Below are 14,476 nucleotides of genomic sequence, written 5' to 3'. Positions count from 1 at the left end.
GTGGATCAAACCTTCACTTTGGAGTTAGAGAACATGCTATGGCAGCTATCGCTAACGGAATGTATGCTCATGGAGGACTTAAAGTGTTCTGCGCAACTTTCTTTGTATTTAGTGATTACATGAAGGGTGCAATGAGATTATCAGCTCTCATGAATCTTCCAGTAGCTTATGTATTAACACATGATAGTATTGGAGTAGGGGAAGATGGTCCAACTCATGAACCAATAGAACAATTAGCAGCTCTTAGAAGTATGCCAAACATGACAGTATTTAGACCAGCGGATTCTAAGGAAACTGCAGCAGCATGGTATTATGCAGTAACTAACGGAACTACTCCAACATCATTAGTATTAACAAGACAAAAGTTACCACTATATGATGGATGTCCTAAGAGAGCATTAAAGGGTGGATATATCTTAAAAGATTCTAAGAAAGAAACTCCAGATGTACTTTTAATGGCATCAGGTTCAGAAGTGGAATTAATCTACAAAGCAGCAGCTGAATTAGAAGCTGAAGGGGTAGATGCAAGAGTTATAAGTATGCCTTCATTTGAGTTATTTGATGCTCAAGATGAAGCTTATAAAGAATCAGTAATGCCAAATAAAGTTCGTGCAAGAGTTGCAGTAGAAGCATTAACAAGCTTTGGATGGCACAAATATGTAGGACTTGATGGAGATGTTATATCTTTAGATACTTTTGGAGCATCAGGTAAGGCAGAAATACTATTTGAGAAATTTGGATTCACTGTAGAAAATGTTGTTGAAAAAGCTATTAATGTAGCAAAGAAATAGATGTTAAAGTAATTAAATCTACGATATAGTAGAGGAAATTTAGTGATTATAGTAAAACTTTAGAAAAATAGATTTAACCTTAAAATATTAATAAATATAGCGAAACAGATATAAAAAAAGATCTAGATTAAAAGTGTGTAAATTAATTAATCTATAAATATATTAAAATCAATTTATTCATTATTATAAAAATTAAAATTATTAAAAGATGTGTATAAAGATGTGTGAAAAGATTAGTGTGAAATTATGTAATTACAATAATAAATCATTGGTTAGAAATATATTTATAGATTTTTAATAAATTTATATAAATTTAATATGACAATGAAGCAGTTTTAGAATTTAATAAAATCATTTATCTAATGTCTAGCCATTATTGCATTTCGATCTTACATTAAGTTGGGGACGGTAACGGTATGAGGGCTGGACATTAGGTGATTATAAGAGTTATTTTGTATTAGGTTTAGTAATGTTACAATGGAGTGATATTCAGAAAAGATTAGAAATTATTTTAAAATTAAGATTTATTTAATTTAACTATAATAATAATATAAAATTATCACATAATAAGTAAACGATTTAAAAAAATTACATGTAGTGGAGGTTTTTATGGGATTAGAGATGAGTAATATAAAAAATGCCATTATTAATGGTAAGACAGTGCTTGGTATTGAACTAGGTTCAACTAGAATTAAAGCAGTTTTAATAGATGAAAATAATACTCCAATAGCTTCAGGGAGCCATGATTGGGAAAATAAATATGTTAATAATATTTGGACTTATGGTTTAGATGATATCTGGACTGGTGTTCAAGATAGTTATAAGAAGATGGCTGAAGATGTCAAAGAAAAATATGGAATTACTATTGAAACAATAGGCGCAATTGGATTCAGTGCTATGATGCATGGATATATGGTTTTTAATAAAGAGGGAGAGCTTTTAGTACCATTCCGTACATGGCGTAACACTATTACTGAAAAAGCTTCAGAAGAATTAACAAAATTATTTAACTACCATATCCCTCAAAGATGGAGTATTGCTCATCTTTACCAAGCAATATTAAACGGGGAAGAGCACGTGACTGATATATCCTTCCAGACAACGCTAGAAGGATATATACATTGGAAATTAACAGGTGAAAAGGTTATAGGTGTTGGAGAGGCATCTGGAATGTTCCCTATTGATATAGATACAAAGAATTATAACGCACATATGATTGATCAAGTTGATGAGTTAGTAGCTCCTAAGAATTTTTCATGGAAACTTGGAGATATTTTACCAAAGGTATTGTTAGCTGGAGAAAATGCAGGTGTACTTACTGAAGAAGGTGCAAAGCTTTTAGATGTTACAGGACAATTAAAAGCAGGTATTCCATTCTGCCCTCCAGAAGGTGACGCAGGAACAGGAATGGTTGCAACTAACAGTATTGCAAAGCGTACAGGTAATGTATCAGCAGGAACATCTGTTTTTGCGATGATCGTACTTGAAAAAGAATTATCAAAAGCATATGAAGAAATAGACTTAGTTACAACTCCTACTGGTAATTTAGTGGCTATGGTTCATTGTAATAACTGTACTTCGGATCTCAATGCTTGGGTTGGATTATTTAAAGAATTTGCAGAGGCATTTGGTGTAGAAGTTGATATGAATAAGTTATTTGCAACTCTATATAATAAGGCACTTGAAGGGGATTCGGATTGTGGCGGATTATTAGCTTATAATTACTTCTCAGGTGAGCATATAACTGGTTTTGAAGAAGGGCGCCCACTATTTGTACGTTCAGCAGAGAGTAAATTTAATCTAGCTAACTTTATGCGTGTACATTTATTTACATCATTAGGTGCACTAAAAACTGGTTTAGACCTTCTTCTTAAAGAGGAAGGTGTTAAGGTCGATGAAATGTTAGGACATGGTGGTTTATTTAAGACTAAAGGTGTAGGACAAAAGATAATGGCGGCAGCTATAGATGCACCAGTTTCTGTGATGGAAACTGCTGCTGAAGGCGGAGCGTGGGGAATTGCAGTACTTGCATCTTATATGATAAATAAAGATGAAAATGAGACATTAGACGATTATCTTACAAATAAAGTGTTTGCAGGACAAATAGGTACAAAAATAGATCCAGATTTTAAGGATGTTGAAGGATTTAATGAATTTATAAAACGTTACACTAGTGGGCTTGCTATTGAAAGAACAGCGATAGATAGCCTTAAATAGAAAGTATGATTAATAAGGTTGAATTCAATAAAAAGGATTCAACCTTATTATCTATAAATAATAAATGAATAGACAAACAATATATAATTTATGTTTATATTATAACTCACCTCAATTACAGATATTTCGATTCATAAAAATTGTCAAAATATCATTGAAGAGGCTAATAATCAGTTTATATATACTTTAGCATGCTCTGATTCATAGTTTAACAAGTTAAAATTGTACATTTTATTGCAACGAATCCTAGATGTATGCACATTGGTAAAGAAATATAATAAAATTGTACATACAATATAAAAAAAACTATTGCTATAGTGATGAAAACGATATATAATAAATACATGAAGTACGTACAACATATTAACAAGTGCTATCTTCTAAAATTATAAAACATTAAGAGTTAGAGTATGTGTATCAGATAGAAGTGACAAGATAAGCTATTCTCAATTTGTACAAGCGGGATACATATATAAATAAATGTTAATGCAAATTTTTATTATGATAATAAAGAAGAATATTGCTGTACTTACAAGATATATATCATAGAGCATATATAGGAAAATGTATTTTCCATGATATATATTCAAATTATATGAATAATATCAATCAAACATTAAACAATAATATTTACTAGGATAGGGGAGGAATTTTATGAATGAAAAGCACATTACTTTATGTAACAAATTATTATACTATCTAGTAGCTCCTGGCTTATTACTATATTTTATTTCTATAGATTCAGGAATAATTACTTCTTCTTTTAGTGTACTAGCTATATTTGGATTATCCATTTTACTTGGAGTAGGAATACCAATGATTTATAAGAGAAAGAATCCAGAGTATAAATTCAATATTAGTAGTAAATATGCTAATGCTATGGCTATATTAGTTATTCTTGAGTTAACTTATAATATGTCAAAATAAATATGAACATGTCTAAATTTGATGAAAACGTATTAATAAAGTTAAATTTTTGGTTATAAGTGTATTAAAAAAATTATATTGTTTTAATAATTTAGAATATTAACTTTTAGTCCACTTTAATTTATCAGAAATGATAACTATTAAGCAGATTAAAAGAAAATATAAATTTATAATTTATTATATGGGAAGTTGAAGGGAGAAAATATTATGAAGAAAAAATTAATGGCTATGTTATTATCAATGGCATTACTAGGTTCTATCGGTGGATGTAGTGTAACAACTAGTGCTCCAAACTCAGATGCAGATAATTCTAAAACAGAGTCACAAACAAAAACTGACGGGGGATCAGGAAGCGGAAAAACAATAGGTATTTTAATGCCAACTAAATCTTCTGAACGTTGGATAAATGATGGAAATGATATGGTAAAACAGTTAAAAGATCTTGGCTATAATACAGATCTTCAATATGCTGAAGACGTTGTAGAAACTCAAGTATCACAAGCAGAAAACTTAATTACAAAAGGTGTTAGTGGTTTAGTAATTGCAAATATCGATGGTGAATCTTTAACTGATGTTTGTCAAAAAGCTAAAGATGCAGGAATTCCTGTTATAGCTTATGACCGTTTAATTAAAAATACTCCAAATGTAGACTACTATATTTCATTTGATAATAAACTTGTAGGAACTCAAATGGGTCAATATATCGAAAAGAAATTAGATTTAAAAAATGCACAAAAATCATTTAACATAGAATTATTTGCTGGATCTCCAGATGACAATAATGCTCATATGTTCTTTGAAGGTGCAATGGAAGTACTTCAACCATATATGGATTCTAAGAAATTAACTGTAGTTTCAGGTCAAACTAAATTTGATGAAATCTGTACATTAAGATGGGATGGAGCTTTAGCTCAATCAAGAATGGAAAATATATTAACTGGTAACTACTCAGGTGGTAAAAAAGTTGATGCTGTATTATCTCCTTATGATGGTATAAGCCGTGGTGTTGTAGAAGCGTTAAGAAGTGTTGGATATGGTTCAGGTAATCTTCCATGGCCAGTAATTACAGGTCAAGATGCAGAAACAGCTTCAATTAAATCTATAATTGCAGGAGAGCAAACATCAACAATCTTCAAAGATACAAGAAAATTATCAGCTCAAGCTGTTAAAACAATCGATGCAGCTATTAAAGGTCAAAAAGCTGAAGTTAATGATGAGAAGACTTACAACAATGGAGTAAAAGTTGTACCATCTTACTTATGTCAACCTGTATCTGTAGATAAAACAAACTACAAAGAAGTTCTAATTGATTCAGGATATACAAAAGAAGCAGATCTTTCTAAATAAGATTAACAGCAGTAATGATAGTGTGGACAACTTTGTTCCACTATCATTCAAATAAGGAGGGGCGTGACGTATGTTAAAAGACAATGATATTATTCTTGAAATGATAAATATAACTAAAACATTTCCCGGTGTAAAAGCACTAGATAATGTTAATTTAAGAGTACAATCAGGAGAAATTCATTCTCTTTGTGGAGAAAATGGAGCAGGTAAATCAACTTTAATGAAGGTATTAAGTGGAATATATCCTCACGGATCATACGAAGGTGCAATTCTGTATAATGGAAAGGCATGTAAATACAAAGGTATAAAGGATAGTGAGGCAGATGGAATAGTTATTATACATCAAGAATTAGCTTTGAGTCCACATCTTAGTATAGGAGAAAATATATTTATAGGAAACGAAATTGCTAGTCATGGAGTTATAGATTGGCAAGAGGTAAGAATTAGAACTAAAGAATTACTTAGAAAAGTCGGATTAGATGAAGACCCAGATACTATAGTTAACACACTTGGTGTTGGTAAACAGCAATTAATTGAAATTGCAAAGGCATTATCAAAAAACGTAAAATTATTAATTCTAGATGAGCCAACGGCTTCATTAAATGAGGATGATAGTGAAAATTTATTAAAATTAATGTTAGAGTTGAAGTCTCAAGGAATTACATGTATTTTAATTTCGCATAAGTTGAATGAGGTTTCAAGAGTGTGCGACTCTATAACAGTACTACGTGATGGAGCTAGTATTGAAACATTAGATGCCTCTGGAGGGCAAATCTCAGAGGATAGAATTGTTAAAGGGATGGTTGGTCGTGAACTTACAGACCGTTATCCAAAAAGAACTCCTAAAATTGGAGATGTGATGTTTGAAATAAAGGATTGGAATGTATATCATCCAGATTATCCGGATAGAAAAATGGTTGATAATGTAAATATAAAAGTTAGAAAAGGCGAAGTACTTGGAATTGCGGGGCTTATGGGTGCTGGAAGAACTGAACTTGCAATGAGCATTTTTGGTAGAACATATGGACAAAAGATTTCTGGTAGCATTTTAAAAGAAGGTAAAGAAATTCATATTAAAACAGTTAAAGATGCAATTAATGCGGGTATTGCTTACGTAACTGAAGATAGAAAAGAAGCAGGTTTAAACCTGATTGATGATATTCGTCATAACATTTCAATAGCTTCATTAGGTAAAATTTCTAATAATGGTGTTATAAATGAACAAGTTGAAATTTTAGCGGCGGAAGAATTCAGAAAATCAATGAAAATCAAAACTCCAAGTATATTACAAATTACAGGAAACTTAAGTGGTGGAAATCAACAAAAAGTAGTACTTTCAAGATGGGTTTATGCAGAACCAGATTTACTAATTCTTGATGAACCTACTAGGGGAATTGACGTTGGAGCAAAATATGAAATATATACAATTATAAATGATTTAGTAGCTCAAGGGAAAGCAGTTATTGTAATTTCATCAGAATTACCGGAGGTCCTTGGACTAAGTGACAGAATCTATGTCATGAATGAAGGAAAGATTATTGGAGAATTAGATAAGAAAGATGCCACTCAAGAAGTTATCATGAGTAAAATTGTTGCATCAAAATAGGGAGGTAGTAAAATGAGTGAAGCAAGAGTTGAAGAAAAAAAGGTAGCAAAAAGTACATTTAATAAATTTATGAAAGACAATGGTATGCTTGTTGCATTATTAGTAGTAGTAGTTATATTCTCGATTTTAACTAAGGGAGTTATGTTAAAATCACTTAACATAACAAATTTAATTCAGCAGAATGGTTATGTACTTATCCTTGCAGTAGGAATGCTTCTAGTAGTTATTGTAGGTACTGTAGATCTTGCGGTTGGTTCCGTATGCGCCTTTGTTGGAGCAATAGCCGGTGTTCTTATGGTTAATAAGGGAATGAACCCTGTAGTATCTGTTGTTGTATCACTTTTAATAGGTGCAGCTGTTGGAGCAGTACAAGGATATTGGATTTCATATAAAGCGATTCCGGGATTTGTTGTAACATTAGCAGGACAATTAATCTTTAGAGGATTCTCAATGATAATATTAAATGGTAAGACAATCGCACCATTCCCAAATGAATTTGCAAACTTAGGTTCTGGATTCATACCACCACTATTCTTCTTTAAAATGGGCGACACTTATTTAGTAGGATCAGCAATGATCATAGGTGTTATACTATCAGCAATCATGGTGTTTAATAATATAAAAGGAAGAAAGAAACTTCAAAAATATAATTTCAATGTTGATCATAATTCAATGTTCCTTGCTAAAAATATAATATCAGTTGTAGTAATTATGGGTGGAAGCTTTGTACTAGCATCTTATAAAGGTATACCAAATATATTAATAATAGCAGGAGTATTAATAGCAATTTACTCATTCATTACTACTAAAACAGTATTTGGTAGACAAGTATATGCAGTTGGTGGTAATAAAAAAGCAGCAGCATTATCTGGTGTTAACGTTGATAAAATTACATTCTTAGTATTTGTAAATATGGGATTAATGGCAGCATTAGCAGGATTAGCTTATGCAGCACGTGTTAACTCAGCACAACCTAAAGCTGGTGTTAACTTCGAATTAGATGCTTTAGCAGCTTGTTATATCGGTGGTGCATCTACAGCAGGTGGTACTGGAAGAATTTTGGGGGCAGTTGTTGGTGGACTTGTAATGGGAGTACTTAATAATGGTATGTCTTTAATGGGAGTTGATAATAACTGGCAACAAGCTATCAAAGGATTTGTATTATTATTCGCTGTAGTATTCGACTTATATTCAAAGAAAAAGAAATAAATATAACAGAAATATAAGAAATGGTTTCTTCAAACTTTAAAACATAGTGTGTTAATAGAATGTGTTAAATAAATTAAGAAAAAGAAAATGTATGAGGTTAAGGCAAGTTTTGCACTAAATATTTTATATATAGTGCAGAACTTGTTTTTTTATTCTCTAGGAATTATTAGAGTGAAATCTTTAGATAGATTATGAAAAAGGCTGAGTCAGAAGGCTACGTCTTAAAATAGAATAAAAAATAAAATATATTCGCTTGCATAAAATGTTCTTATATGCACAATACGGAACTTAACCACAGTCGTCTGCAATTTTGTTCTTATATAATATTTTGAAAGAGATATCTGTAAGTGCAAATATTAAATAGTACTACTATAATGATTAATTCTAGATGAGTATATATTGATAAAAAAGAACTACTACTAATAATAAAATTAATATATAATTTAGTGGACAATTATAATTAAATTAGATAAGTATTATTAATTAAATAAACTGATAGCTAAAGTATCAAAATTGCAAATGAAAAAAGATGGAGGAATAAAATGAATACTAGAATAATAGTAGACAGTTGTGTTGATTTTAATAATGAAGTTTTTGGAAATGAAGAGTATATGGAAAGAATTCCATTTAAAATTATGATTGATGATGAAGAGATCATTGATAAGGACGTAAATATAAGCGAGTTACTTGAAAAAATGAAAAGTAGCAAAAACAAAATTAAAACAGCATGCCCATCGCCACATGACTTTTTAGAATCTTTAAAAAAATGTAAAAATAACTTTATCGTAACTATTTCAGGTAAATTAAGTGGATCGCATAATAGTGCTATGTTGGCAAAGAAAATGTTTCAGGAAGAATTTCCAGACAGTTTTGTTCATGTATTCGATTGTAAAACAGCAGTATCTGGAGCTGATTTAGTTGTTTTAAAAATAAAAAAATTAATTGAAGAAAAAGTACATAATGCTCAAATTGTAGAGCAAGTTACACAATATATAGAAAATATGAGGACGTTATTTGTTTTAGATAAATTGGACAACTTAGTGAAGAATGGAAGGATAAGCAGTGCAAAAGCTTTAATGGGATCACTTTTGCAAGTTACTCCAATTATGACTGCTAATGACGGAGAAATTGTTCTTAAAGAACAAGTGAGAGGAAAGAAAAAAGCGTTTAATAGATTGATAGATCTAATAGGCGAAGAAGGTGCTGATTTTAAAGATAAAGTTCTAGGAATAGGACATATAAATGCAAGAGAAAAAGCAGAAAAACTCAAGGAAGAAATAAAAAATAAATATAACTTTGAAGATATAATAATCTTTGAAGGTAGCGGATTAAGTACTGTTTATGCGGATGATGGTGGGATTGTAGTCTGTTATTGATGAATTAGAAGTAGTAAAAAATAAACTCAAGTAAATAACTTGTAAAAAGGCCATAGTATTTAAACGATGGCCCTTACTATATTCTAAAATTAATGTGATTGATGTTTTTTAGTTTTAACAAAGCTTTTCTGGGAACTATATTTATGATAAAATATAAATGTAGTCTGACTTTAAGGGACAATCCCAAGGAGAAAGACTCTTAAAACATGATCGTTCTGAAACACATGAGGGTTCGTCCCAAATGACAAGGCGGTATTATAGATAGAGATATTTACACTATCCCTGCGCCTTTTTGTGGCAATGGGATTTTTTATTGCAATTGAAAATGGATAATTGCTGATTAATACGGTGAATTTAAAAATATTTTCTTCTTGAAAGGAATAAAGAATATGGATACAAGAATCGCATTGATAGGAATTATAGTGGAAGATATGGATTCAACAGATAAACTTAATAATATTTTGCATGAATATTCGCAATATATGGTTGGGAGAATGGGAATACCTTATAGGGAAAAGAATGTAGGTATAATAAGCGTAGTAATAGATGCTACCAATGATATAATAAGTTCATTATCAGGCAAACTTGGTATGGTCGAAGGAATAAATGTAAAAACAATGTATTCTAAAACTGCTAAATAAATATTAAACATAGTAATAAGTAGATTAGCCTTAATTAATATTTTAGCCTTTGCCAAAATTGGATGAAAAGAGCGTTAATCAGAACGAATTGAAATTTAAAATTTAAAAATCCAATTATAGAAAGAAGAGTAGAGTAATGTATAATGTTAAATCAAAGATAGCAACAGAATTTATTGATAACGAAGAAATATTAGAAACTCTAGAGTATGCTAAGAAAAATAAGAACAATAGACAATTAATTAATGAAATTCTAGAAAAGGCTAAAGAGTGTAAAGGAATTTCACATAGAGAAGCGGCAGTTTTACTTGAATGTGAATTAGAAGATGAAAATGAAAAAATGTATAAACTTGCAAAAGAAATTAAGCAAAGATTCTATGGTAATAGAATAGTAATGTTTGCACCATTATATCTCTCTAACTATTGCGTAAATGGATGTACTTATTGTCCATATCATCATAAAAATAAACATATAACAAGAAAAAAACTTACTCAAGAGGAGATTGAAAAAGAAGTAATTGCATTACAAGATATGGGACATAAAAGACTTGCATTAGAAACCGGAGAAGATCCTGTAAATAATCCAATTGAATATGTGCTCGAAAGCATAAAAACAATTTATAGTATTAAACACAAAAATGGCGCAATTAGAAGAGCTAACGTAAATATTGCAGCTACAACTGTTGAAAATTATAGAAGATTAAAGGACGCTGGAATTGGAACATATATATTATTCCAAGAAACATATCACAAAAAGACATATGAAGAACTTCACCCAACAGGACCAAAGCATGATTATGCTTACCATACAGAGGCTATGGATAGAGCTATGGAAGGTGGAATTGATGATGTTGGTCTTGGTGTATTATATGGATTAAATATGTATAGATATGATTTCGTTGGACTTCTTATGCATGCAGAGCACTTAGAAGCAGCTATGGGAGTTGGACCGCATACAATAAGTGTTCCAAGAATAAGACCAGCTGATGATATAAATCCAGATGAATTTACAAATGCAATATCAGATGAGATATTTGCAAAAATAGTTGCGGTGCTTAGAATTACAGTTCCATATACAGGTCTTATTGTTTCAACAAGAGAATCTCAAAAAACAAGAGAAAAAGTACTTGAACTAGGAGTTTCTCAAATAAGTGGAGGATCATCTACAAGCGTTGGTGGATATGTCGAAAAAGAGAAGGAAGAAGAAAATTCAGCTCAATTTGATGTAAATGATACTAGAACTTTAGATGAAATAGTAAATTGGCTGCTTGAAAAGGGTCATATTCCAAGCTTCTGTACTGCTTGTTATAGAGAAGGAAGAACTGGAGATAGATTTATGCAGCTTGTTAAATCAGGACAAATAGCAAACTGCTGCCAGCCTAATGCACTTATGACGCTAAAGGAATATCTAGAGGATTATGCGTCTGAAGATACACGAAGAAAAGGTGAGGAAGTAATTAAAAATGAAATTCCAAGGATTCCAAATGAAAAAGTTAAAAAGATAGTATTGGAAAACCTTGAAAACTTACATGAAGGAAAACGTGATTTTAGATTTTAGATAAATTAAATTAATTAATAGAGCTATATGCATAATTAAAATAGATTTGCATGTAGCTTTATTATTTTTTAGTTGATTATATAAATTAAAAATATTATTATAATAGTTAGCAATATATGTTAATTATTATACTTTAGTAAAACGTTTTCTGTTACGAGAAGGGGAATAAAGGGTCGAGATTATAAGTTTAGAGAGGAGAAAAGTTATGTTTTTAAGAAGAAGCCTGCCTATAAAATTTAAATTAATCTTATCATTTTTGATGATAGCAATTTTGATTGGTGTTGTAGGAATAATAGGAGCACTATCTTTAAAAAATGTAAATAGTAAGGCATCAGGAATGTACAATAGAAACTTTAATCATGTCAATGAGATTTTATCTATAAAATCAAATATGACAGAAATTAAAAGTAACATACTAATTATGATGTATGAAAAAGATAAATATAAGGTAGAGGAAGCACAAAAAAATGTTCTTGCTGCATTAAATGAAAACGATAAATATACAAGTGATTATGAAAAGTCACAAATGACAAGCAGTGAAGCAAAGTCATGGAAAGAATTTAATGATAATGCGCGGGAATATAATCAGGTTAGAGATAAGGTAGTGACAGCTGTTAAATCCAGTGATTTAGAAGAAGCAAAAAAGAGATACTTGGAAATGGTTCCGCTACAGACAAAAATGATGTATAGCCTAGATAAAGTTATAGATCTAAATATATCTGACGCAAAATCAGCTAATGAGGATATATTATCTACTTACATTAATTCTAATAAAATAATAATTACACTTACTATCTTTGGATTAGCAGTAGCAGTTATATTTGGTGCACTAATATCAAAGACTATAAATGCACCATTAAAAAAAATTAAAGGGTTTGCAGAAAGATTAGCGTTATACGATTTTTCAACTCCAATTTCAATTAAGATAAAAGATGAATTTGGGCAAACAGGAATAGCATTAAATAAAGCGCAGGAAAATGTAAATAAACTAATCAGAGAGATTATTCAAAATTCTCAGGATATAAGCACATCTAGTGAAGAACTATCTGCAACAGCTGAAGAGCTTTCTTCAAAAGCTGTGAGTATAGATGAAGCTGTGAGTACTATTTCCCTGGGGATGGAGGAATCTTGTGCTGAGGCGGGGCTTATAAGTAATACAGTAGAGGAAGTAAACTCGAATATAAACGAGTTATCTAAAAAAGCCATGGAAGGAAGCCATAATGCTAATAAGTCTAAGGAAAGAGCTATAGCAGTTAAAAACAACAGTAAAAAGTCTATAGATGAAATGAAGAATTTATCAAAAGAAAAACAAAAGAATATGTTAAGTGTTATTGAAAATGGCAAGATAGTAGATAATATTAAAATTATGGCTGATACAATAGGAAGTATAGCTGAACAAACAAATTTATTAGCACTAAATGCTGCAATAGAAGCAGCAAGAGCAGGGGAACAAGGTAAAGGATTTGCGGTGGTAGCTGATGAGGTAAGGAAGCTTGCAGAACAATCATCAGAAGCAGTAACAGCTATCAAAGATACTATAACTAAAGTTCAAGATGCATTTAATAACAGTATTAACACTGGAAATGATATATTGCAATTTATAAATACTGAAGTGCATGAGCAATTTAATGCTTATGGGAATACAGGAAATATATATTATAATGATTCTGACTTTGTAAGTAAAATGTCAGAGAAAATTGCAAATATGTCAGAAGAAATTACAATAACTGTAGGTAAAGTTAATAAGTTAGTACAAGAGATGGCATCAACAGCGCAACAATCAAATGAACAAGTTGCTACAATAAAAGAAAGCGTAGATGAAACTTCAAAAGCCATAGAACAGGTGGCTTTAACAGCACAAAATCAAGCAGGACTTGCTCAAAAACTAAATGAAATGATACAAAAGTTTAAAATCTAAAAAGATGTATATGTTGCAATTGAATTTCTACATTATTATATTAATTTAGCGTTTGGATTACTAAAATTTTAAATGCAAGTTAGTCTAGTATATATAATTGAAGATAAAAGACTTATTTTAGTTATTTAGCATCTAAAATAAGTCTTTTTATAATGTATTAAGCAAATTTTATACCATTTCACTTTTTCCTTCTAATTTTGAATACATTTTTTCTTGCTGTTTTGTAGTAAATTGAAAATATATTTCTGTATTAGTAACAGATTTATGTCCAAGCCACCACTGAAGTTCTTTTATATCCATATCACATTCAGCAAGATGAACTGCTGTGGTATGTTTAATAGTATGAAAATGGTGCTTTGATCTATCTTGAATATTAGCTATGGCGAAATATTGTTTTGTTAGATGATCTAGGGTTTGCCTTGAAATTGGATTATTCTTTTGACTTGTAAAAATAGTTTGAGATTCAGATGTAATGTTATTCTCAATAATGTATTTATCTAAAATGCTTTTAGTTTTCTCATCCAGCCGCAGGGTATTATTTTTACTTCCCTTTAATCTTTTACAATATATCTCGCCTTTATTAATATTATAATTTTCCAATTTTAACATTGATATTTCAGAAGCTCTAAAACCGCATCTATAAGCTAATCTAAATATTGCTAAATCACGTGTTGAATGCAGCTTACCAGAATTCTCAATTGCATTAAATAGTGATAGTACTTCTTTTTGTGTTAAATATTTAATTTCAGTTTCATTAGACGCTCTCATATGCACTCTCCTCTAGAAATAATGATACATAATAAATATTTTGTCCAATTTTATTATATTATAAGTTGTAAGATATGTAAATATTGTATAAAAAAGATTAAAAAATGTACAAATATAGGTT

General features: G+C 30.3%; 11 protein-coding genes. 10 read left to right on the top strand and 1 reads right to left on the bottom strand.

The window, feature by feature from the left end; all coding sequences use genetic code 11:
* The 10 genes from T483_RS0118315 to T483_RS0118270 form a co-directional block, all read left to right on the top strand.
* The coding region (locus T483_RS0118315) for a transketolase-like TK C-terminal-containing protein (RefSeq protein ID WP_035790421.1) at nucleotides 1-791 on the top strand (791 nt) is incomplete at its 5' end.
* A gap of 609 nt (nucleotides 792-1,400) precedes the next feature.
* Nucleotides 1,401-3,008 carry a xylulokinase gene (locus tag T483_RS0118310; protein ID WP_026888128.1) on the top strand — a complete coding sequence of 536 codons (1,608 nt, stop codon included), beginning with the start codon at nucleotides 1,401-1,403 and terminating at the stop codon, nucleotides 3,006-3,008.
* 654 nt (nucleotides 3,009-3,662) lie between these two features.
* Nucleotides 3,663-3,935, top strand: coding sequence for a hypothetical protein (locus T483_RS0118305; protein ID WP_026888127.1), 273 nt, complete (start codon nucleotides 3,663-3,665; stop codon nucleotides 3,933-3,935).
* Between the two features lie 207 nt (nucleotides 3,936-4,142).
* Nucleotides 4,143-5,282: a multiple monosaccharide ABC transporter substrate-binding protein gene (gene chvE, locus T483_RS0118300; RefSeq protein ID WP_026888126.1), complete on the top strand. Its 1,140-nt coding sequence runs from the start codon at nucleotides 4,143-4,145 to the stop codon at nucleotides 5,280-5,282.
* A 70-nt stretch (nucleotides 5,283-5,352) separates the two neighbouring features.
* Entirely contained in the window at nucleotides 5,353-6,888 is a 1,536-nt protein-coding gene (mmsA, locus tag T483_RS0118295; protein WP_026888125.1) for a multiple monosaccharide ABC transporter ATP-binding protein, read from the top strand.
* A gap of 12 nt (nucleotides 6,889-6,900) precedes the next feature.
* A complete protein-coding gene (mmsB, locus tag T483_RS0118290; protein ID WP_026888124.1) occupies nucleotides 6,901-8,097 on the top strand; it encodes a multiple monosaccharide ABC transporter permease in 1,197 nt (398 codons plus the stop codon).
* 542 nt (nucleotides 8,098-8,639) lie between these two features.
* Nucleotides 8,640-9,473 carry a DegV family protein gene (locus T483_RS0118285; RefSeq protein WP_026888123.1) on the top strand — a complete coding sequence of 278 codons (834 nt, stop codon included), beginning with the start codon at nucleotides 8,640-8,642 and terminating at the stop codon, nucleotides 9,471-9,473.
* Between the two features lie 389 nt (nucleotides 9,474-9,862).
* Nucleotides 9,863-10,114, top strand: coding sequence for a TM1266 family iron-only hydrogenase system putative regulator (locus tag T483_RS0118280; RefSeq protein WP_026888122.1), 252 nt, complete (start codon nucleotides 9,863-9,865; stop codon nucleotides 10,112-10,114).
* 136 nt (nucleotides 10,115-10,250) lie between these two features.
* Nucleotides 10,251-11,669: a [FeFe] hydrogenase H-cluster radical SAM maturase HydG gene (hydG, locus tag T483_RS0118275; RefSeq protein ID WP_026888121.1), complete on the top strand. Its 1,419-nt coding sequence runs from the start codon at nucleotides 10,251-10,253 to the stop codon at nucleotides 11,667-11,669.
* Between the two features lie 205 nt (nucleotides 11,670-11,874).
* Complete coding sequence (locus T483_RS0118270) at nucleotides 11,875-13,587, top strand: methyl-accepting chemotaxis protein (RefSeq protein ID WP_026888120.1); 1,713 nt, start codon at nucleotides 11,875-11,877, stop codon at nucleotides 13,585-13,587.
* 168 nt (nucleotides 13,588-13,755) lie between these two features.
* On the opposite strand, the gene T483_RS0118265 is transcribed toward T483_RS0118270, so the two are convergent.
* Complete coding sequence (locus T483_RS0118265) at nucleotides 13,756-14,355, bottom strand: tyrosine-type recombinase/integrase (RefSeq protein WP_026888119.1); 600 nt, start codon at nucleotides 14,353-14,355, stop codon at nucleotides 13,756-13,758.
* Nucleotides 14,356-14,476: the final 121 nt, after the last annotated feature.

It is taken from the genome of Clostridium beijerinckii HUN142 (assembly GCF_000621745.1).
GTDB classification, from domain to species: Bacteria; Bacillota; Clostridia; order Clostridiales; family Clostridiaceae; genus Clostridium; species Clostridium beijerinckii_A.
Note: the sequence above shows the minus strand (reverse complement) of the source record. Positions and strands in the feature narration are given on the sequence as shown.